Source organism: Notoacmeibacter sp. MSK16QG-6 (genome assembly GCF_024158145.1).
Taxonomy (GTDB): domain Bacteria; phylum Pseudomonadota; class Alphaproteobacteria; order Rhizobiales; family Rhizobiaceae; genus Notoacmeibacter.
On sequence record NZ_JAMYXM010000008.1, the window covers coordinates 1 to 20,489 of the forward strand.

General features: G+C 61.7%; 16 protein-coding genes. 6 read left to right on the forward strand and 10 right to left on the reverse strand.

Annotated features, from left to right (window positions below):
- The 8 genes from NIM86_RS16260 to NIM86_RS16295 form a co-directional block, all read right to left on the reverse strand.
- The coding region (locus NIM86_RS16260) for a DUF4432 family protein (protein WP_253383689.1) at positions 1–642 on the reverse strand (642 nt) is incomplete at its 3' end.
- Positions 629–1,489 carry an inositol monophosphatase family protein gene (locus tag NIM86_RS16265; RefSeq protein WP_253383691.1) on the reverse strand — a complete coding sequence of 287 codons (861 nt, stop codon included), beginning with the start codon at positions 1,487–1,489 and terminating at the stop codon, positions 629–631. The genes NIM86_RS16260 and NIM86_RS16265, both read right to left, overlap by 14 nt.
- A gap of 104 nt (positions 1,490–1,593) precedes the next feature.
- Positions 1,594–2,676, reverse strand: coding sequence for an ABC transporter ATP-binding protein (locus NIM86_RS16270; protein ID WP_305884470.1), 1,083 nt, complete (start codon positions 2,674–2,676; stop codon positions 1,594–1,596).
- Positions 2,669–3,547 (reverse strand): glycerophosphodiester phosphodiesterase, encoded by an 879-nt coding sequence (locus tag NIM86_RS16275; protein WP_253383692.1) that lies wholly within the window; start codon positions 3,545–3,547, stop codon positions 2,669–2,671. Before NIM86_RS16275 ends, NIM86_RS16270 begins: the two co-directional genes overlap by 8 nt.
- A gap of 58 nt (positions 3,548–3,605) precedes the next feature.
- Positions 3,606–4,427, reverse strand: coding sequence for a carbohydrate ABC transporter permease (locus NIM86_RS16280; RefSeq protein WP_253383693.1), 822 nt, complete (start codon positions 4,425–4,427; stop codon positions 3,606–3,608).
- Positions 4,427–5,392 (reverse strand): carbohydrate ABC transporter permease, encoded by a 966-nt coding sequence (locus NIM86_RS16285; RefSeq protein ID WP_253383694.1) that lies wholly within the window; start codon positions 5,390–5,392, stop codon positions 4,427–4,429. Before NIM86_RS16285 ends, NIM86_RS16280 begins: the two co-directional genes overlap by 1 nt.
- Entirely contained in the window at positions 5,389–6,651 is a 1,263-nt protein-coding gene (locus tag NIM86_RS16290) for a sugar ABC transporter substrate-binding protein (RefSeq protein ID WP_253383695.1), read from the reverse strand. The genes NIM86_RS16285 and NIM86_RS16290 overlap by 4 nt, the downstream gene beginning before the upstream one ends.
- Positions 6,652–6,710: 59 nt before the next feature.
- Positions 6,711–7,496, reverse strand: a complete 786-nt coding sequence (locus NIM86_RS16295; protein ID WP_253383696.1) for a DeoR/GlpR family DNA-binding transcription regulator — start codon at positions 7,494–7,496, stop codon at positions 6,711–6,713.
- Positions 7,497–7,913: 417 nt separating this feature from the next.
- Between NIM86_RS16295 and NIM86_RS16300 the strand changes: the two genes are divergently transcribed.
- Together NIM86_RS16300 and NIM86_RS16305 are read left to right on the forward strand one after the other, a co-directional pair.
- Entirely contained in the window at positions 7,914–9,557 is a 1,644-nt protein-coding gene (locus tag NIM86_RS16300) for a Na/Pi cotransporter family protein (protein ID WP_253383697.1), read from the forward strand.
- 5 nt (positions 9,558–9,562) lie between these two features.
- A complete protein-coding gene (locus NIM86_RS16305) occupies positions 9,563–10,243 on the forward strand; it encodes an HAD family phosphatase (RefSeq protein ID WP_253383698.1) in 681 nt (226 codons plus the stop codon).
- An 84-nt stretch (positions 10,244–10,327) separates the two neighbouring features.
- Here NIM86_RS16305 and NIM86_RS16310 read toward each other — a convergent pair whose 3' ends face one another.
- Positions 10,328–10,891, reverse strand: a complete 564-nt coding sequence (locus tag NIM86_RS16310; protein WP_253383699.1) for a TetR/AcrR family transcriptional regulator — start codon at positions 10,889–10,891, stop codon at positions 10,328–10,330.
- Positions 10,892–11,391: 500 nt separating this feature from the next.
- Positions 11,392–12,408 (reverse strand): endonuclease/exonuclease/phosphatase family protein, encoded by a 1,017-nt coding sequence (locus NIM86_RS16315; protein WP_371872938.1) that lies wholly within the window; start codon positions 12,406–12,408, stop codon positions 11,392–11,394.
- Between the two features lie 515 nt (positions 12,409–12,923).
- On the opposite strand from NIM86_RS16315, the gene NIM86_RS16320 reads away from it, so the two are divergent.
- From NIM86_RS16320 to NIM86_RS16335, 4 genes are all read left to right on the forward strand, one after another.
- Positions 12,924–13,898 (forward strand): DUF3991 and toprim domain-containing protein, encoded by a 975-nt coding sequence (locus NIM86_RS16320; RefSeq protein ID WP_253383703.1) that lies wholly within the window; start codon positions 12,924–12,926, stop codon positions 13,896–13,898.
- A 128-nt stretch (positions 13,899–14,026) separates the two neighbouring features.
- The gene (locus NIM86_RS16325; protein WP_253383705.1) at positions 14,027–14,623 is read left to right on the forward strand and encodes a DUF1419 domain-containing protein; all 597 of its coding nucleotides are present in this window, start codon (positions 14,027–14,029) and stop codon (positions 14,621–14,623) included.
- 8 nt (positions 14,624–14,631) lie between these two features.
- Positions 14,632–15,030 carry a DUF3085 domain-containing protein gene (locus NIM86_RS16330; protein WP_127601110.1) on the forward strand — a complete coding sequence of 133 codons (399 nt, stop codon included), beginning with the start codon at positions 14,632–14,634 and terminating at the stop codon, positions 15,028–15,030.
- A 174-nt stretch (positions 15,031–15,204) separates the two neighbouring features.
- Positions 15,205–20,304 (forward strand): DEAD/DEAH box helicase family protein, encoded by a 5,100-nt coding sequence (locus NIM86_RS16335; RefSeq protein WP_253383707.1) that lies wholly within the window; start codon positions 15,205–15,207, stop codon positions 20,302–20,304.
- The last annotated feature ends 185 nt before the right edge of the window (positions 20,305–20,489 follow it).

Here is a 20,489-nt window from a genome sequence, read left to right on the forward strand (position 1 = left end):
CGGATATCCGAAATTGACGTGATAGAGGATGGCGTGCGGCGTGGGACGAAACCCCTGGTTTTCGACCACGTCGTCGATCCGCACTGTCCGATCGTAGACTCCGAGCTCGATGCGGCGGCGCAGCACGAGGTTCTCCGCGAACACCGCGCTTTGCCGGACCGTGGCTTCGGCCCAGATCACCGGCTCCTTAGCGGTCCAGTCGATACCATATCCGCCAAGCGTTGCCCGCTGGCTCGAGATTCGGCCATGAAGCGGATGAACGACCTTGGTGCGATGCTTGTGTATGAAATGTTCCGCGCTAGCCTGAAGGGGCGCGCCGTAATGGTCGAGCCCGCAGGTGAAGAGGAACCCGTCAAGGTTCCGGTAAAAGCCAAGTCCGTCTTCCGCGTCGACGGGATGCGGCATTGGTAATCCGTTGGCACTGTTCCAGCCGATATTCATGCCGCGCCAGGTCAGGCTGGAAATGTCGAACCCCCGGTCGAGCGCGATTTCAAATCCAATCCCCCTGGCGTTTCTGACCATGAGCAAACGCTGGCCGCGGCCTGGGCCGTCTTCCACCTGCATGAGGCGAATATCCGCCAGTCCGCGGCCAGCGGCGGTCCGCCGCCTCAGGTCAGCTGGAGGGAGGTCAGGATGATCCATGTGCATCCTGTCCGGTCATGATGGTCGTAGCCGTTTGAGCCACGCTTTGGAGAAGGGGCTCAACCTTCGAAAGAAAGGCCTCGGTCCCGCAGGCGAAGCGCAGCTTGTCCTGCAGAGCGGTACGGTCCCAGTCGATCGTGTCCGATCCACCCAGGCTGGCAAGGATCGGCAATCCGGCCATCACGTCCCAAGTGGAATCTCCGAGGGCGACGTAGCCATCCGTTTCGCCCATGGCCACTTCGACGATCGAGACCGCGGAAGAGCCGTTGCAGCGGAAGGTGATGCGGAGCTCGTCGGAGATGAAACGGATCAGTTCCAACCGGTCTTCGGTGGCAATGGAAGGATGCACCCCGATACCCGTCGACCCTTGCGAGAGGTTGAAATTTGGCAGGGCGGGCATCGCCTTGCCATTCAGCCGCGCCGGGATCTCAACACCGCCTGCCAGCATCAGGTCGCGGGCGGGTGAGAAGATGACACCGAAGACCGGTCGGCGGGTTTCGAACAGGCCGATGGACACCGCCCAGTTCTGACCGCCGCGCACGAAATTAAACGTGCCGTCGATCGGATCGATGATCCAGGTTCGTCCGGAGGTGCCGGAAACATCGCCACCTTCTTCACCATACACCCCGTCTTCCGGAAACGCCTCCCGCAGGCGCTCGACGAGAAAGGCCTCGACCTCCCTGTCCGCTCGGGTCACCAGGTCGAGATGACCTTTTTCCTCAACCGGACTGCTGGCCGCCGACCGGAAATGGCTCAGGGCGATCTCTCCGGCTTGCCGGGCGATCGCCTCGATGCGCGCCACCATTTCGCTCTGGGGCGCCGTCGAGCCGTTCAGATCACTCGGCATCGGGGTTTCTCCTTGGATACTTGTTTCACTATGCCGGTCCGCAAGCGGACCGAGCTGATGGTCTCAACGCGACGAACTCGTCGGGGAATGTGGCGACAGGCGCCTCACGCGATGAGGTTGCCGTCTCCGTCGAAGCAAAGAACCCTGTCGGCCGGAAAACTGAGGGCCTGGTCCCCTTCAGCGGGAGGTTCCGCGCCTTCGGCGATCAGATAGGTGACCTCACCCTGGCGCGACGACATGAAACCGAAGCTCCTGTCGCCGAGGTTTTCCTGGATCACCAGGCGGGCATCGTTGAGCTTCACATGAGGTGTCGCGCTGTCCGCGCCCTTGCCAAGGGCGCAATACTCAGGCCGAACGCCGATTTGAGCAGGATCGCGCTCAAGTTTCTTCGAAAGAACGATCTTGCTGCCGCCGATCGTAAGCGTCGTCTTCCCGCCTTTGCTCTCGGCCTTTTCGACCTTGAAGAAGTTCATCTTCGGGGTGCCGATAAAGCCGGCGACGAAGATGTTGGCGGGACGGTGATAAAGGTCGTGCGGCCTTCCGGCTTGTTCGATCCGCCCGGAGCGCAGGACGACCACCGTGTCGGCCAGTGTCATCGCCTCGGTCTGGTCGTGGGTCACATAGACCGCCGTCGTCTTCAGCTTTCGTTGCATTTCCGCGATCTCGAGCCGCAACCGCACGCGCAATTCGAGATCGAGGTTCGACAGCGGTTCGTCATAGAGTAGCACTTCGGGTTTGCGGATCATCGCGCGGCCCATGGCGACACGCTGGCGCTGGCCACCCGAGAGCTGGCGGGGGTATCGGTCGAGCAGATCCGTCAGTTCAAGAAAACCGGCGACTTCGGTGACGCGGTCCGCGATCTCGCTCTTTGGCAGCTTTGCCATGTTGAGCGGATAGCTCAGATTCCCGCGAACAGTTTTGTGCGGATAGAGGGCATAGCTTTGAAACACCATGGCGCAACCGCGCTCGGCAGGGGACACGTCATTGACGACCCGATCGTCGATGCGGATTTCGCCATCGGTCACGGCTTCCAATCCGGCGATCATGCGCAGGATCGTGGACTTGCCACAGCCAGACGGACCAAGCAGGACCGTGAAGCTGCCATCCGGGATTTCCAGATCCAGTGCCGGTATGACCGTTACGGCGCCGAAGGATTTCTGAACGTGCTCGAGATGAATATCAGCCATGATCCGCTTCTCTTCTTGTCTGTTGAGGAGATGCGTCTCCTCCTCCATTGTTCTGAAACGGCCGTGAAACCGTGAGGCCGCAACTTGCGGCGAATTCGACCATCCACGCGACGTCGTCACAGACCAGCATGTCGATCAGCCCGTCGCGCAAATAGCCTTCGAGATCTTTGTGATAGTCGGCGCCGTAGTCCCGGCGGAGCGCGAAGTGTTCGGGTCGCGGCACATAGTGGCTCACGCCGACGCCGGCGCCGTGGAGGTTCTCGGCAATGTCAGGCGCGAACTGCGGATAGTCGGTGTTCATGACGTCCATTGACGCCGAACGGGCCGCTTCAGCCGGCTCCACGAGGCGGTGATAATTGATCCCCATCGTGCGAATGCCGGGCGCGACCTTCTTGATGTCACCCAGAACGACATAATCGAAGGAACTGATCAGCACGCGTTCGAACATCCCGGCTTGCCTGAGGGAGCTTGCCACCTGTTCGAGATAGGCATCGTCATGGACCTTGTCCTTGATCTCGACGATGAGCCCCAATCCGAGATCGCGACAAAAGGCGAGCACATCCTCGACGGGTTCGATCGGCTGGCCTTCGATGGATTGTCCGGTGCGGGCTTTCGTGCGCGCCTTGGCAATCTCGCCACAGTCCAGTTGCGAGATCAGCCCGGTGCCGGTCGAGGCATTGTCGAGAATGTCGTCGTGAAAGACGACCAGCCGCCCGTCCCGTGTCATGCGCAGGTCGATTTCGCACAACGAGGCGCCAAGTTCGGCGGCACGGCGAAATGCCGGTCGGGTGTTCTCGTGACCGTCAACGATGTGGCCGCGATGACCGCAGATTAGAATTTGACCGGAACGAGAGGGAAGAAGATCGAACATTGAGAACCTCGGGTGAGCGGTCACCTGAATGACCGCGCCGCCGGATGGCGGAAACGGGCTATTTCAGCCCGCTCCGCGCCAGACTGGCGATGAATTGCTTTTGGAGAACCAGGAAGATGATGATCATCGGCAGCGCCGCCATGACGCCGGCCGCCATCACAACGTTCCAGTCGGTGATGTAGGTGCCTCTGAGCAAGGCGAGGCCCGGCCCCAGGGTGAGCTTCTCGGCCGACCTGTTGACCACGATTGGCCATAACAGGTCTTTCCACTCGAACAGGACCGCCAGGATCGCGAGCGAGATCACGCCGCTTCGCGCGACCGGGATGACGATCGTCGCGAGGATGCGCGGATGCGATGCACCGTCCATGCGGGCCGCTTCGATCAGTTCGCGCGGTACACCACGGAAGAACTGGTAGAGAAGAAACACGCCAAACACGTCGAACACCGACGGCAGTACAAGCGCGGTCAACGTGTTTGTCAGGCCCATCGACGCGATGATTGCGAAGTTCGGGATGACGAACACATCGCCTGGCACCATGAGCAGAGCCAGGATGAGAACCATGATCACGCCGGTGCCCGGCACTTTGATGACCGCAAGGGCGTAGGCTGCCATCGAACAAACGACGATGGTGATGAACGACCGGCTGACCGAAACGATGATGGTGTTCAACAGCAAAGTGAAGAACGGGATCCGGTTGAAGACCTCCTGAGTTCCCTCAAGGGTCGGCGGCGACGGTATGACATTTGGCGGCACGAGGAGGGTCTGGGTTGTGGTCATCAGGCCCGTCGCGAACATCCAGGCGAACGGAAAGACGAGCACCAGCCCAACGGCAATTACGATCAGATAGGTCCACCAGCTGACGCGATATTGGAGTTCCATCAGCCGTCCTCCCCGTAGTGTACAAGCCTGCGCTGCATCCGCAGCAAGATGCCCGAGACAACCATGATGATGAGAAGCAGGAACAACGAGATCGCAGCCGCATATCCGCGCCCGCCGATCGTGACGAATCCGACATAGAAGTAATAATAGACCAGCGTGAACGCGTAATTCAGGGACACCGACTGGTCGATCGGGGGCACCAGAACATAGACGACATCGAAAAGCTTCAACGTGCCGATGGCCGTCGTGATGATCACGAAGAACAATGACGGCGAGAGCAACGGAAGCGTGATCGTGAAAAAGCGGTTGATCGGACCGGCGCCATCCAGCGTAGCTGCCTCGTAAAGGTCCGGAGAGATGTCCTGCATGCCGGCATAAAGAATGATCGTCGGCACGCTGAACGAAAGATAGATCACCAGAAGCGAGACGACCGTCGTGACGCCGGCAGAACTGCCAAGCCAACTGACCGGATCTCCGCCTATCGCCTGTATCGCGGCGTTGACGACGCCGTACTGGGTTTGAAACATCCACGCAAAAACAAGAATGAGCGCGGTCGGCAGACACACCGCGGGCAGGAAGACGATTGCCCGGAACACCGACTCGCCCCGGAAACGGTATTGCATAAGGACGGCGAGCAGCAGCGACACCACCACAACACCGGGAACCGCAATGGCGGCGAATTTCAACGTATTGCCGAGTGAAAGCCAGACCTGGCTGTCGGATATGAGCTTGCGATAATTATCCAGCCCGGTGAACTTCGGCGCGCCAAATGCGCCGGCATCCATGAAGGACAGCCAGACATTGTAGAAGAAGCCATAAAAGCGGAAGACCGCGAGCCCGCCGAGGAACGGCAGCAGCAGCAAATAACCGGCAATCGCTTCACGTTGGGCGAGGGTGCGCCGCGCGAAGACGCGGCGCACACCTGTCAGAACGCCAGCCGGGTTTTTCCGACCGACTTGGTTCATTGAGCGAGCGCCTCTGTGACCAGTTCGTCGATCCGCGCCGCGGCGTCTTCAGCCGATATGTCGCCGGCATAGAAGTCGTTCATGACCGAGCTGTTGATCTGCTGCTGGGGCGGGATCACCTTCGGATAGGCCGTCGTCGTGCGCGGGTAGGGCTGCTGTGCGGCAAGCGCGTCTTCCAGTCCGACCAGCGCGCTGTTCGCCTCCACGAATGCGGCCAAAGCCTCAGGCGCGGCGTTCGCGGGAAGGCCGGCGCCGCCTTGAGCATGAAGGACCGCACCCTCATCGGAGGTCAGGAACTTGATGAGCTCCCAGGCCTCATCCTTGTGATCGGAATTGGCATTCATCACATAGGACAGGCCATTGGTGTCCGTCATCCAGGCGCCGTTGGCAGCCGGCAGATGCAGCACGTGGAAAGTGCCTTCCGGGACATCGGCCTTGGACAGAAGGCTGAGGTTCCATGATGGAATTTCCGCGATCGCCACAGTGCCGGAAATCAGCGCGCTGACCGGATTGAGATCGGCGGAATCGGCCACCTTTGTGATCAGACCCTGATCCTGAAGGTCCCGCATCATGTTGAGGGCCTTCACGCCCTCTTCGGACGACATGTTGCCCTTGCCATCCTTGATCACCGTGCCGCCCAGCGAATGCACGAGGCTCGCAACGCCATTGTTCCAGTTGTAGTAGACGTAAAGCGGGATGTCGGCGCCATCGGTCTGCTTGGCTTTGACGTCCTCGGCGATGCGGACCATGTCGTCCCAGGTCCAGTCGGCTGTCGGCGGCGTCACACCTAGCTCTTCGAAGACATTGGCATTGTAGACCATGGTCCAGGCGTCGAAATCCTTGGGCATGCCGTACTGCTTGCCGTCGATGTTGTAGAGCCCGGCGATCGTCTGATTGTAGCCGTCAAGAGACACGCCATCGCGGGCAATATACTCGTCGAGCGGCTCCAATGCGCCGCCGGCGACGTAGAAGGAGGCTCGCGAGCTCTGCCACATCACATCGGGCCCCTCGCCAGCGCCCAGAGCCGCGTCGAGCTTGGTGTAATACTGGTCAGAGGGCACCTGCTCGAGGGTAACCTTGATATCCGGGTTGGCGGCTTCGAAGGCATCGACGGCCAGTTGCACGCCCTCTCTTTGTGCCGGATCCCATATCACGAGGTTCAGGTTCACTTCCTGTGCCAGTGCAGCGCTTGCACCAAGTCCGGCCGTCAGCGCGACAGCCGTGCCTATGAGGAATTTTCTGCGTTCAATTGTGAGCATTTCGGTTTCTCCCTGTGTTGCCCAGTTTGCTGGTGACGATTGGCGAAGGCCGTCGATCGCTAGTTTGCGATGACGAATTTCCTCCGCAGTTTTTCGGGAACCGTGTCGATGATGCTCTTGGCGCCGGCGTCGGTGACGACGACCCCCACATCCGCAAGTTTTGCGGCAACCGAAAAGCTGGATTTCGTGAACTTCGAATGGTCCGCCACGACGATGACCTGGCCGGACACCTCGATCATCGCCTGTTGCACGCTCGCGTTGACGGGCGAGCCGGTGAAGATCAGACCGCGGTCTAGGTCGATCGAGGCTGCGTTGAGAATGAGCTTGTCGACATTGAACTGTCGGATGAAATTCTCCGCCAGCGGCCCCCGGAACGACCGGTTGATCGCGGCATATTCGCCGCCCACCGAAAACACAGTGTTTGAATCTTCGCGGGTCAGCTCGGCAACGATGTCGGCACCGTTCGAAATGAAGGTGAGGCCGGTCCGACCCGACATCCGACCCGACAGTTTTTTCGCTACCTCGAGAACCGTGGTGCCGGCATCAAGAAGCACGGTGTCGCCGTCGGCGATCATCGCGGCAGCCGCTTCTGCGATTACTTTCTTCTCCGGCAGATGGGAGATAGCCCGGTCCGCATTCGCGGGATCCAGCGCAACCTGATTGACCGCGACGGCGCCACCATGGGTCCGGCGAAGGCGACCCGCATCTTCAAGGTCGCCAAGATCCCGACGGACGGTGGCAACCGATACGTCGAGCCGCTCGGTCAGCGTGCGAATGTCCACGAAGAGTTCTTCGTTCAACAACTCGACGATCTTGTCCTGACGGGATTCGGTCGTGTGAAGCAATGTCTTCCTCCCAAGCTTCAAATGACGTATATCGCTCATAGCGAGCGAAATGCATCAGAGTCAAGTGAACAATGCATGACAGTTTTATGACTGTTTTACAGCGACTTGGGGCATAGACGTCGGGATTGAGCAAATATTATGCAGGTTGCTCAATGGCTTAGTGTCTTGAATATTTGAGCGATATCGCTCAATCTATAGGCTGAAAGGCGAGTGGAGGAGAGGCGAAGAAATGAGACGTCCGGACGGCGCATCCCGCTTTGCGAGGCGAGACAGTCATGTTTGCCGCGGCCAACGGGCGCACCGGCTCAACACGCTGGCGACCACCTGGCTGCGGGACGGCGCGGCCAGGGCACCGGTGGGCGTGCGATCCTCCCCGCACGTCCACCGGTCACCTTCCAAGAGAAGGGCGGTTCTTGCATGAACTCGACCCTTCTTCTCATCGATCTACTCGGCGCGGCGGCTTTGTTGCTTTGGGGTCTGCGGCTCTTGAAGTCAGGCGTAAACGTCGCTTTTGGCGCTCAACTGCGGCACTTCCTGTCAGCGAGCACCCGCAACCGTTTCTCGGCATTCGGGGCGGGGCTGGTAACAACGCTTGCCCTGCAGAGCAGTACCGCAATGGCGGTTGTCATCAGCTCCTTCGTCGCGCAGGAGCTGGTCGCCCCGATGATGGCGCAGGCCGTCATGCTGGGTGCCAACGTCGGAACGGCGCTGGTTGCGCAGATCCTTGCCTTCGACCTTCACTGGCTCGCGCCGGTTCTCATCCTTATCGGGGTGACAGTCGGTTCGCGCAAATCGCGCCGCAGCAGGGGCTTGAGCGAAATCGCCGTTGCCATCGGGCTGATGTTGTTGTCGCTCCGGCTTATGAACGAGGCGACCGGGCCGATGCGCGACTCCACAGCTGTCGCGGCATTCTTCAGCCTGCTCGGCAATGCTCCGATCGTCGCTGTGGCCATGGCGGCCACCCTTGCCGCGCTCTCTGCATCCAGTTTGGCTGTGGTTCTGTTCATCATGTCGCTGGCGGTGGCCGGCGGCATTGACGCCCAATTGTGCCTGCTTCTCGTCGCCGGCGCCAATGTGGGGGGCGCTATGCCGCCGGTCATGGCAGCGGCGGCCGAAGGGATCGTGGCGCGCCGCGTTGCCGTCAGCAATCTGACTGTCAGGCTTTTCGGCGCCCTCGTTGTACTCCTTGCCAGTGCCCGCATCGTCGGGCTTTTCCCGACCGGCATCGATCTGGCCCAGCTGACCGTTCAGGCCCATCTCGGCTTCAATATCGGTCTAGCCATTCTCTTTCTTCCCCTCATCGGTCCGTTGACCCGAATGATGGCCCACTTCCTTCCCGGCGATACCTCAGCAGGTAAGCCTCCGGTCACACAGCATCTGGACGAGGCCGCCCTGTCCGACCCCCTTGCGGCTCTCGCGTCAGGCATGCGCGAGACGCTGCGCGTCGGCGATCTGGTTGAGCAGATGCTCGACATGACACTGATCGCGCTGAAGTCCAATGACGAGGAGTTGTGCCGGAAAGTGCTGAAGCTTGACGACGAGGTGGATGCGGCGGTGCGGGCAATCAAGCTCTATCTCGCCCGGGTGGATGCCGCCAAGCTTGATGAGGGGTCCCGGCACCAGCTCAACGCCGTGATGGACTACGCCATCAATCTCGAACATGTCGGCGACATCGTCGATAGCAGCCTGTCGCGGCTGACCATCAAGAAGATCGAGAACCAGCTGCAGTATTCGCCAGAGGGCATGCGGGAGATCGAGGAGCTTTTCAGCGATACGATCGACAATCTCCGGCTCGCCCAGAACGTTTTCATCAATCGCGACCCGCAGATCGCCCGCCGTCTTATGGAAGGTAAGGTCTCGATCCGTCGCAAGGAACGCCGGTCGGTCGAACGGCATCTGGCGCGTCTGCAAAAACGCTATCCGGACACGCTGCAAACGACCTCGCTGCATGTCGATGTCGTGCGCGATCTCAAACGTATCAATTCGCATCTCACCTCGGTGGCCGCGCCCATTCTCGAGGAGGCGGGCATGTTGCGCGAAAGCCGCCTTCGCAAGGCATGACCGTCATGACATTCACCGATACCTTTGAGAATGCGCGTGACAATGGTCGAGATCGGCCGGCGCGTGCAGTCCTATGGGACATGGACGGGACGTTGATCGATAGCGAGCCTATCGCGCTCGAGGCCCTCGCCAACGCTTTGACCCAAGTCGGTGTGGAACCTCGAAGGGATGTTCTCGATGCCGCCGTCGGCATGTCCGCCGATGCGCTCTACGCAATGGTTTGCGATGAATTCTGCATTTCCTGTTCGAATGCGGAATGGGAAGCGCTGAAGCACGAATACTACTTTAGCAATCTGCACCGTGTGCCCGTCATCTCCGAGGCAGTTGAGGTCTGGCACCTGCTGGCGGCCAAGGGTGTCCGGCAGGCCGTCGTGACCAATTCCGACAGGATCATCACGGACGCAAATCTGCGACATATCCAGATGGCGGCGCCAGGCGCGATCAGCGTCTGTAGAAATGACGTGCGACACGGCAAGCCGGAACCCGAACCTTATCTCAGAGCGGCGTGGCTGCTGGGGGTGGACCCCCATGAGGCTTTGGTCATCGAAGACAGCATCGGTGGCGCGAAATCGGGCCTTACCGCCGGCATGCAGACCCTCATCGTGCCGCAGTCGACCATCCGGCCTCCGAATGGCGCGACCAAGCTACACAGCTATCGGGAGATTTACTCCGCTATCAGTGACTGAACCAAACGGGGGGCGCAGATTGCCTTTGCCGGTGTCATGGATCCTGTCACGCGGGTGAGAATGCTAGCCGAGACGGTGTTCGCCCTAGCTGTGCCCCATCAGCGCACGAAAGGCGCAAGCCACCATTTCGTCAGCGCTCTTCGGGACTTTGCGCGACGGAAGGTACATCCGAACAGCGCCGAGTGGAAAGCCGATAAGCGCCATCTGACAGGTTTCCAAATCCTTTCCCTCCCGGTCTGCGAACGCACGAACGGCGGCAAACGCCTCCCTATTCACTTCCGCGATCTGATGAACGAGCCGGGTGGGCGTACCATCGCTCAGGAACTCGGATTGCCGGCAGGACGCGAGTATGAGTGCGCGGTCATGCTCATCTCGGCAGAAGCGCGGTGTGGCGAGGGCGGCGTTCTCACCTGCTTGTAGGGTATTGGCGCGGATCGCCTGCAAGAACCGCTCCTGGAACGCTTCCAACGAGTCAAGCCAAGCTTGAGCCAGCAACCCCTCTCGCGAACCATATCGATGATAGAGCGATCCGATAGAAATCCCGGTTGCACCGACAATCGACTGCAATGTGACATTGCCATTCCCGGCCATGGATCGGCCAAGCGCTTCGAAAACGCTCGCATCGTCGAAGGTTGACCGCCGTCCCATAACACGTCACATTTAATAGAAAAAAAATTCTAGTAAAGGCCCAGCCGATGATCTGGCTCGCTGCATTTGTCTCTGCCCTGACTTTCTGTGTTCACACATTCATTGGTGGCCGAGTGGTTGCCGCACCACTCTTGGCGGATACGAGTCTGCCGAGAGCTTCGAAGTGGCTTAACTATTTTTGCTGGCATATTGCGACCGTATTGCTGGCAGCCATGTCGCTCGCCCTGGCGTGGGTCGCCTGGGGCGCGACAGCCGAGATGACCAGGTCAGCAATGGTATTTTTTGGAGGTCTGTCGGCGGTCTTGTCGCTCTTGAGTATCGCAGTCGCGATGCGTGGCCGAATCCATCCCCTGCGGTTTCCGTCAACTTCGCTATTCGCGCTCATTTCTGCACTTTGCTGGTGCGCTCTCGGTCGACTTTAAAACGCGCTCCGGCGTGCAACAAGACAATGCCCAACCGACGAAAAGCCATCTCATCGCTCGGGCCCCAACGGTTTGTCCTTACGGACGCGTCACAAGCTCGATCATCACCGGCCAATGGTCCGAGACCCCGGTCCCGTCTTCGGGGTTGAAGCGTTTCGTTGAGACGAAACCTTCGCCGCTTGCCGCGATCTGCTCCGCGCTGACCACCACCGTCCGGAAGGATCCCAGGTTGGCGAACCAGCCGGACATGGAGCGCTGCTCGGCGAGCATGTTTTCGGAAACAAGGAAGAAGTCGAGAAACGACCAGGTGAACCAGGTTCCGAACCCGCGGTTGCGGTGCTTGTTGGTGCCCGGTTCGTCACAGCCGCTCGTCACCTCCGGTGGAACAGCCCACTTGCCGAAGCGGACCATGCGCTCAAACAGGTCCCCTCTGGTTTCGCTGCAGTTGAGATTGAAATCGCCGCCTGCAATCGCCAGCGCGTCCGGGGGGAGCGCATTGCGGGCCGAGATCAGTGTTCGCATCGCATGTTCGCGGCAGGTCAGCGGATTGCCGCCGGAGGGAAGATGCACGCCGAAGACGTGCAGCACCTTGCCGTCTGGCAGCGTCAGCGGTGCCTCGACAATGTCGCGCGTGCCCCGGCAAAGCTCGGTATCGTCACCGAAGTCGACCGCGTGCGCCATTGCCGGGGCAGCGAGCGGCAGCGTGCTGGCGATGGCGACGTCGATGCCCCGGTCGCTCGTCACCGAGGTGGAATTGAGCTGGACCAGTGTTTGATACCGCCTGTCGGCGGGCAACGCGTCGTTCATCCGCGAGACGATCGCGGGGTTTTCGGTTTCCGGCATGATCAGGATATCGGGAAATGGCGCGGCGGCCGCGATCACGCCGGCGAGGGCGCCGATCTTCCGGTCGAGAACCGTTTCGCTCCAGTCGAGAGTGATGCACTGCTCGGCATAGAAATCGATGTCGTTATTGGCTCGGCAGTTGGTTTCGTGGTCGGGATTTGCCTGCTTGACGCTCAAAGGGAGATAAGTGTCGTCGCCGGTATTGGCGGGGTCATCCTCGGTGTCGAACAGGTTCTCTACGTTGAAGGCCATCACCGTCACTCTGTGAAAATCCTGAGCGATTGCCGCGCCGGACAGAACAAGGAGTGCGGGAATCGTTGCAAGTATTGTTTTCCACATCGAAGCGCTCCTCCAAGTGTTCGACCTTTTTTCGATTGTACGGCAACTTGGGCTGCAATCATATCGGGTGTATGTCAGAAACAGAGTCGCGTGCCCGATAGGGTTGATGAGGTTGGGCGTCGCCCTGCGGGCCGGGCTGTTGGCAAAGCTGAAGCCCGCACGCGGTCTTCCCCCATCCGGGCTGTCATCCCTGACGCGGGGGCGGACGGGAGGATTGGAGAATTGCGAGAGCACCTTGGTGCCGCTTGCGCGCTGCGGCCGGCAAGGGAGGCTTCGCCGCTCCTGGCAGCGAAACATGCGACCCGGCACAAATGCCGGCTTGCCAGAAGCGCCCTTGTCCTGCCTTGCTCTTCGCGGCCTCCGGGTTTCGCCCCTACGGAATAGGGAGCGGAAACCGGAGAGAGGACCGCGCCGGACGCGGAGAGTAAATGGAAAAAGCAGACCTGGAAGAGCTGAGGGGAAAGGTCGCCTGCGGCGCGGTGCTGGAAACGGCGGGTTTTGCCGTCGACCCCAAGGAAAGCACACGCCGGGCGGTCAAGTACCGCCGCGGCGACGACATCATCATCGTCATTCACGACGGCAAAGGCTGGTTCGATCCCCTGTCGGAGGCCAAAGGCGATGTCTTCCGCCTGGTCGAGCATCTCGATGGTCTCCCGTTTGCTGCCGCGCTTTATGTCGTCGCGGATCTGGTTGGCTTCGTTCCTTCGGAACCGGAATGGAAGCGGCAATCGCGCGAGCGCGCGCCCGACCTTGCCATCCCCGAACGCTGGAACGCGCGGCGCAAGCCTTGGCGCGGATCAGCCACATGGCGCTATCTGCGCGACGAGCGTGACATTCCCGAAGCGATTCTGAGATCGGCCGTCACCCAGGATATCCTGCGCGAAGGCCCCCAGGGGAGCATGTGGGCGGCGCACCGCGATCGCACGGGCGCCGTGACCGGCTGGGAAGAGCGCGGGCCGGACTGGCGTGGTTTCGCGACCGGCGGCGCGAAAGTGCTCTTCCGGTTCGGGCCCGTCGATGGGCCGCGGCTTTGCGTCGCCGAGGCGGCGATCGACGCCATGAGCCTTGCAGCACTCGAGGAACAGCGCCCTGACACCCGCTATTTGAGCACCGGAGGCGGTTGGTCGCCGGCGAGTTCCGAGGCCTTGCTCGACCTCGCCGTTCGGGCAGACGCTCTCCTGGTCGCGGCCACCGACAACAATGCGCAAGGGGAGACCTTTGCCGAAAGGCTCGAGGCGCTCGCTGCCGATGCCGGTTGCGGGTTCGTGCGGCTGCGGCCGGAGCTGGAGGACTGGAACGAGGATCTGAAGGCAAAAAGAAGAAAGAAGGATGGAAGGGAGGAGGAGAGGGACGGCTGCCGCATGCCCGCCGTCCGCCTCAAGGGTGAAGCTCCGCCCGGCTGACGCCGGCCCTTGACCCGGCCGGACGGAGAGGCGGCCGCGGGGAGGGGTCCGGAAGGGCTGAAGAAGATGGTGATGCCGAAGAGGGTGCGCCGCGCTTCGGCCCGTGACAGGCCCCGAAGGAGCCCGCCATGACCTCTCCCATCCGCAAGATCCATTTCGGAATCGCCGACCGCCATCAGATGTTCAGATTATTCGACCGCCATGCGCAGCGACCCGATCGCTGGCAGACCGACGGAGCCAAGCTTTACGCCGGCGAGTGGTTCGAAATCGCGCAAGCCCAGCATGACTATATGCTGGAAATCCTGCCGCCGCTCTGGATGCGCGGCGAAATGTTCGCCATGCGCGAATTCCTGACCGGCAGCATCACCAGCGTCTTCTATACGCTGAGCATTAACGGTGTGACGCGGTACTTCCACGCCTATTGCGATCTGTCCAATCCGCGGTCCGTCTATGACATGCGCGACGCCATCGTCGAGCGCGAGCGGCGACCGGTCAAGGCGATGACCCGCGACGAGCGGATCGAGCACATCTGGAGCGCTACGCATGACAAGTATCGCGGCTACGCCGGTGCCGACTTCCGGCCCGAGCATCGCGGCAAACGCACCGTCATCGTTTATGGCAAGCCCGGCACGCGGTTTGAGCTGCTCGAGAGCCTGACCGATCAGCAAATCTCCGAGAAGCTGCCGGTGCATCTGCGCCACCTGCCGCTGCCCGAAGCCGCGTGAGGTCCGCCATGTTTACCTTTCCGATTCTTGCGGTGCGCAAGGTCATCGCGCGCGGCGAAGAAGATGCCGCGGCCAATGGCGGCTTCCGCAATCCCTATTACGGCACGCGGCCGGGAGAGGGCGAGAAGCCCGGCTTCTGGCTCGTCGGGGACGAGGGGGTCTACATCATTTCCAACGGCAAACTCGCCGAGGGCCAGAAACCGCTCGTCGTCTATTCGACCGAATGCCATCCGAAGGGCGATACCGACTGGTGGGATTACAAACGCCGGCACTTCGGCGGCGATGACGGCATCGAGTTCATCGATGCGGATCTGCTGGTCCCAAGCTTCAACCGGAGTTTTGGGATCACCCATCTCGGTATCCAGCTCACCGAGAACGACATCTCGTTCTCGCTGATCACGCGTTAAGAGCCCGGCTCGCAAAACCGGTCTCTTGGCTTTGTTTGGCCGGGAGATCGAACCGAAAAAGTCTGCAACTTTTTCTGATCTCCCTCCAACCCCCCTTCCAATCAGCACGTTCCGAACGCCGCCGGGTCTCCTGGCGGCGCGGCTTCGTGCGCCCGCATCACAGGAGACACCAATATGTCAGACCACGATCCCTTCACCCTCGAGATGTTCGGTAGCTCGGCCTTGTCCTCCGGGCTCGGCCTTGGCGTGACCGCCTTTGCCGAAAGTCCGGCACTCAAACCCGAGGAAGACACGCCGCCGCCAGTAGCACCGGCCAAGCCGCCCAGGAGTCGACAGCCCGCGGAGCGACAGGTCGCCGAAGCGCCCGAGCGCGGCCGCAACTTCCATCTTTCCGGAAGCCGATCGTTGGCCAAGGGCTGGAAATCCCGCGCCCGTGCCAACCTCGACGCCATCTCGCTCGCCGCGGCGATCGCGGGGGAGAACCGGCCCGCGACGTCCGAAGAGCAGGCGCGCCTCATCCGGTTCACCGGGTTCGGTGCGTCCGATCTCGCCAACACCATCTTCACCCGGCCCGGCGAGGAAGGATTCCGCAAGGGGTGGGAAGACCTTGGCGAAGAGCTGCAGGCATCAGTGAGCGAGGCCGATTACGTCTCGCTCGCCCGCTGCACGCAATATGCCCACTTCACGCCCGAGTTCATCATCCGGGCGATCTGGAAGGGTCTCGAACGGCTCGGCTGGCGCGGCGGCCGTGTTCTTGAACCGGGCATTGGGACGGGGCTGTTTCCGGCCCTGATGCCAGAGGCGTTGCGGGAAACCTCGTTCGTCACCGGCGTCGAACTCGATCCGGTCACCACGCGGATCGCCCGGCTCCTGCAGCCGGTCGCCCGCTTCATTGAGGGCGATTTCGCGCGGACCGACCTGCCGGCGCATTTCGATCTTGCCATCGGAAATCCGCCGTTTTCGGACCGGACTGTCCGCTCGGATTGCGCCTATCGTTCGATGGGTCTGCGGTTGCATGATTATTTTATCGCCCGGTCGATCGATCTTTTGAAACCCGGCGCGTTGGCCGCCTTCGTCACCTCGTCGGGGACGATGGACAAGGCGGATGCCGCGGCCCGCGCGCACATCGCCAAGTCCGCCGATCTTGTCGCCGCGATCCGCCTGCCCGAAGGCAGTTTTCGCCAGGACGCCGGCACGGATGTCGTTGTCGACATCCTGTTCTTTCGCAAGCGCAAGCCCGAAGAGCCACAGGGCGACGCGAGCTGGCTGGACCTTGCCGAGGTCATTCCCGCCAGCGAAGACAGCGAGGCCATCCGCGTCAATCGCTGGTTCGCCGACCACCCCGATCATGTGCTCGGCAGCCACGCGACCACATCCGGTCCCTTCGGCGAGACCTATACCTGCTTGCCCAATGACAGCGACCTCGCGGCCGATCTGGATGCGGCCATCCTCTCGCTTCCGGATGACCTCTATGATGGGGAGCCCGACGTGATCGATTTCGATCTCGAACTTGGGACGAGCCTGAGCGATGTCGCCAGACCCGAGGATGCACATGTCCGGGAGGGCAGTTTTGTCTTCGACGCCTCCAGGGGCCTGATGCAGGTGCTCGGCGGCACGCCCGCGCCGGTTCCCGTCCGCAAGGGCCGGTCCAGCGAAGGCTTCTCCGAAAAGCAGATCGCCATCGTGAGGAAGCTGATCCCCGTGCGGGACGCTGTGCGCGCGGTCCTCAAGGCCCAGGAGACCGATCGACCATGGCGGGATCTTCAAGTGAAGCTGCGCATCGCCTGGTCGAGCTTCGTCCGCGACTTCGGTCCGATCAATCACACGAAGGTGTCGATCACCGAGAACGAGACGACGGGGGAGACCCGGGAAACGCATCGCCGCCCCAACCTGCAACCGTTTCTCGACGATCCGGACTGCTGGCTGGTCGCCTCCATCGAGACCTACGATCTCGATACGGATACCGCGAAGCCCGGCCCGATCTTTTCCGAGCGGGTCATCGCGCCGCCGTCGCCGCCGGTGATCACCAGCGCCGCCGATGCGCTCGCCGTCGTCCTCAACGAACGCGGCCACGTCGACATCGATCATGTCGCCGAGCTGTTGCACAAGGACCGGGAGTCCGTCATCGAGGAACTCGGCAGCGCGATCTATTGTGATCCGGCGGATGGGTCATGGCAGACATCGGATGCGTACCTCTCCGGTCCCGTGCGCGACAAGCTGGCGATCGCGGAGGCTGCCGCCGAGCTCGACCCGGCCTACAGCCGCAATGTCGAGGCGCTCGAATGCGTGCAGCCTTCAGACTTGAGCCCGTCCGAGATCACCGCGCGGCTTGGTGCGCCGTGGATTCCCGCCTCGGATGTCGTCGACTTCGTGAAGGAGACAATGGGCACGGACATCACGATCCGGCACATGCCGGAACTCGCCTCCTGGACGGTCGATGCCCGCATGCTGGCCTATCGCGCCGAAGGCACCTCGGAATGGGGCACGAAGCGCCGGCACGCCGGCGAGCTGCTCGCCGATGCCCTCAACAGCCGGATCCCGCAGATCTTCGATACCGTGAAGGACGGCGATAGCGAACGGCGAGTGCTCAATGTCGTCGACACCGAGGCGGCCAAGGAGAAGCTCACCAAGATCAAGACCGCTTTCCAGACATGGGTCTGGTCCGATCCCGACCGGACCGACCGGCTGGCGCGGGTCTATAACGACACCTTCAACAATATCGCGCCCCGATCCTTCAATGGGGACCATCTCCAGCTACCGGGCGCCTCTGGCGCCTTTGTTCTTTATGGCCACCAGAAACGCGGCATCTGGCGAATTATCTCGTCGGGGGCGACCTATCTTGCTCACGCCGTCGGCGCCGGCAAGACCATGACGATGGCGGCGGCCATCATGGAGCAGCGCCGCCTCGGCCTGATCTCGAAAGCCATGCTGGTCGTGCCCGGCCATTGCCTGGCGCAGGCCGCCCGCGAATTCCTGGCGCTTTATCCGACGGCGCGGATCCTCGTTGCCGATGAGACCAACTTCACCAAAGACAAACGCCATCGCTTCCTGTCGCGCGCCGCCACGGCCAATTGGGACGCGATCATCATCACCCATTCCGCGTTCAAGTTCATCGCCGTCCCCGCCGAATTCGAGAAGCAGATGATCGAGGATGAGCTCACGCTCTACGAGGAGCTGCTCACCCGGGTCGAGAGCGACGACCGGGTGTCGCGCAAGCGGCTGGAGCGGCTGAAGGAGGGATTGCGGGATCGGCTCGAGGCGCTCGGCTCGGTCAAGGACGATCTGCTGACGATTTCCGAGATCGGCGTCGATCAGATCATCGTCGACGAGGCACAGGAGTTCAGAAAACTCTCCTTCGCCACCAACATGTCGACGCTCAAGGGCGTCGATCCGAACGGCTCGCAGCGCGCCTGGGACCTCTATGTGAAGTCGCGGTTCATCGAGACGAAGAACCCCGGCCGGGCGCTCGTGCTGGCCTCCGGCACGCCGATCACCAACACGCTCGGCGAGATGTTCTCGGTGCAGCGCTTCCTTGGGTTCGCGGCGCTGAAGGAGCGCGGCCTGCACGAGTTCGATGCGTGGGCCTCGACCTTCGGGGACGTGGCGACCGAACTCGAACTGCAGCCATCGGGCAAATACAAGCCCGTCTCGCGCTTTGCCACCTTCGTCAATGTGCCGGAACTGATCGCCATGTTCCGCTCCTTCGCCGACGTCGTGCTGCCGGAGGATCTGAAGCAATATGTGAAAATCCCCGCCGTCTCGACGGGCAAGCGCCAGATTGTCACCGCCAAGCCGACGGATGACTTCAAGCTCTATCAGCAGGTCCTCGAGGCGCGCATCAAGGCGATCGAAAAACGCGAGGGTCCGGCGCAGCCCGGCGACGACATTCTGCTTTCGGTCATCACCGACGGACGCCATGCGGCGATCGATCTGCGGCTGGTCGATCCGGACAATGACAACGAGCCCGACAACAAGCTCAACAAGCTGATCGAGACCAGCTTCCGCATCTGGCGGGAGACCGGCAACAACGAATATCTGACCCGCGACGGAAAACCCTTCGATCTGCCCGGCGCGGCGCAGATGATCTTCTCCGATCTCGGCACGATCAGCGTCGAGAAATCACGCGGCTTTTCCGCCTATCGCTGGATCCGCGACGAACTCGTCCGGCTCGGCGTTCCGGCCACCGAGATTGCCTTCATGCAGGACTACAAGAAGACCGAGGCCAAACATCGGCTCTTTGCCGACGTCAATGCTGGCAAGGTCCGTTTCCTGATCGGTTCCTCGGAGACCATGGGCACCGGCGTCAATGCCCAGCTTCGCCTCAAGGCGCTCCACCACCTCGATGTGCCGTGGCTGCCCTCCCAGATCGAACAGCGCGAGGGCCGCATCGAGCGGCAGGGCAATCAGCACGACGAGATCGATATCTTCGCCTACGCCACCGAAGGCTCGATGGACGCGCAGATGTGGCAGAACAACGAGCGCAAGGCCCGGTTCATTGCCGCGGCCCTTTCCGGCGATACCTCCGTGCGCCGGCTGGAGGACCTGGGCGAGGGCCAGGCCAACCAGTTTGCCATGGCCAAGGCCATTGCATCAGGCGATCAGCGCCTGATGCAGAAGGCTGGCCTCGAGGCCGATATCGCCCGGCTCGAGCGCTTGCGCGCGGCGCATCGCGACGATCTCTTCGCCGTCCGCCGGCAGACCCGCAATGCCGAACGCGATATCGAATACGATACGCGGCGCATCGCCGAGATCGGCAAGGACATCGAGCGCCGGTTTCCAACGTCAGGGGACGCCTTCGCCATGACAATTGCCGGGCAATCTTTCACCGAGCGCAAGCCTGCCGGCCGCGCCCTAATGAAAGAAATCATGACCCTCGTGCATCTGCGGGAGGAAGACGAAAAGTCCATCGCCAATATCGGCGGTTTCGATCTCGTCTTCTCCGGCCACCGCTTTGGCAACGACGAATTCCAGTATGACGTCGCGCTCGCACGGACCGGCGCCGAGACCGACATCGACCTCGCCCTGACGGTTACGCCGCTCGGCGCGGTCTCGCGCATCGAGCATGTGCTTTCAAGTTTCGAAGACGAGCAGTCGCAATACCGCTTCCGGCTCGACGACGCCAAGCGCCGGTTGGCGTCCTACCAGTCCCGCCAGGGCGGCGAATTCGGCTTTGAAGACGAGCTTGCCGACAAGCGCCGGCAGCTCGATGCCATCGAGGCCGATCTGGCTGACGAGGTCCTGAAGGAGGGAAAGAAGGCCATGGAGGGGGCCTGAGGAAGGAAAGAGCGGGAGGGGACCGGTCGCAGACCGGTTGGACCGGAGACGCTGGCGCTCAACCGCCGCCTGCGCCATCCCGGCCCGTCGTCCTTCGCAGGGCTTGTGAGCCCCGCTCGTCCGGCCGGGCAGGGACGCTCGGCCGCAGTTGCACCGGTCCGCCCGCTCCGCGGTCCCGGGGATGT

What these genes read in the sequence shown, in the direction of transcription:
- NIM86_RS16330 (WP_127601110.1), top strand. Translation starts at nt 14,632, where the DNA reads ATGTTTACCTTTCCGATTCTTGCGGTGCGCAAGGTCATCGCGCGCGGC.
- NIM86_RS16265 (WP_253383691.1), bottom strand. Translation starts at nt 1,489, where the DNA reads ATGCCGAGTGATCTGAACGGCTCGACGGCGCCCCAGAGCGAAATGGTG.
- NIM86_RS16285 (WP_253383694.1), bottom strand. Translation starts at nt 5,392, where the DNA reads ATGAACCAAGTCGGTCGGAAAAACCCGGCTGGCGTTCTGACAGGTGTG.
- NIM86_RS16315 (WP_371872938.1), bottom strand. Translation starts at nt 12,408, where the DNA reads ATGGCCTTCAACGTAGAGAACCTGTTCGACACCGAGGATGACCCCGCC.
- NIM86_RS16305 (WP_253383698.1), top strand. Translation starts at nt 9,563, where the DNA reads ATGACATTCACCGATACCTTTGAGAATGCGCGTGACAATGGTCGAGAT.
- NIM86_RS16320 (WP_253383703.1), top strand. Translation starts at nt 12,924, where the DNA reads ATGGAAAAAGCAGACCTGGAAGAGCTGAGGGGAAAGGTCGCCTGCGGC.
- NIM86_RS16290 (WP_253383695.1), bottom strand. Translation starts at nt 6,651, where the DNA reads ATGCTCACAATTGAACGCAGAAAATTCCTCATAGGCACGGCTGTCGCG.
- NIM86_RS16310 (WP_253383699.1), bottom strand. Translation starts at nt 10,891, where the DNA reads ATGGGACGGCGGTCAACCTTCGACGATGCGAGCGTTTTCGAAGCGCTT.
- NIM86_RS16275 (WP_253383692.1), bottom strand. Translation starts at nt 3,547, where the DNA reads ATGTTCGATCTTCTTCCCTCTCGTTCCGGTCAAATTCTAATCTGCGGT.
- NIM86_RS16280 (WP_253383693.1), bottom strand. Translation starts at nt 4,427, where the DNA reads ATGGAACTCCAATATCGCGTCAGCTGGTGGACCTATCTGATCGTAATT.
- NIM86_RS16335 (WP_253383707.1), top strand. Translation starts at nt 15,205, where the DNA reads ATGTCAGACCACGATCCCTTCACCCTCGAGATGTTCGGTAGCTCGGCC.
- NIM86_RS16270 (WP_305884470.1), bottom strand. Translation starts at nt 2,676, where the DNA reads ATGGCTGATATTCATCTCGAGCACGTTCAGAAATCCTTCGGCGCCGTA.
- NIM86_RS16300 (WP_253383697.1), top strand. Translation starts at nt 7,914, where the DNA reads ATGAACTCGACCCTTCTTCTCATCGATCTACTCGGCGCGGCGGCTTTG.
- NIM86_RS16325 (WP_253383705.1), top strand. Translation starts at nt 14,027, where the DNA reads ATGACCTCTCCCATCCGCAAGATCCATTTCGGAATCGCCGACCGCCAT.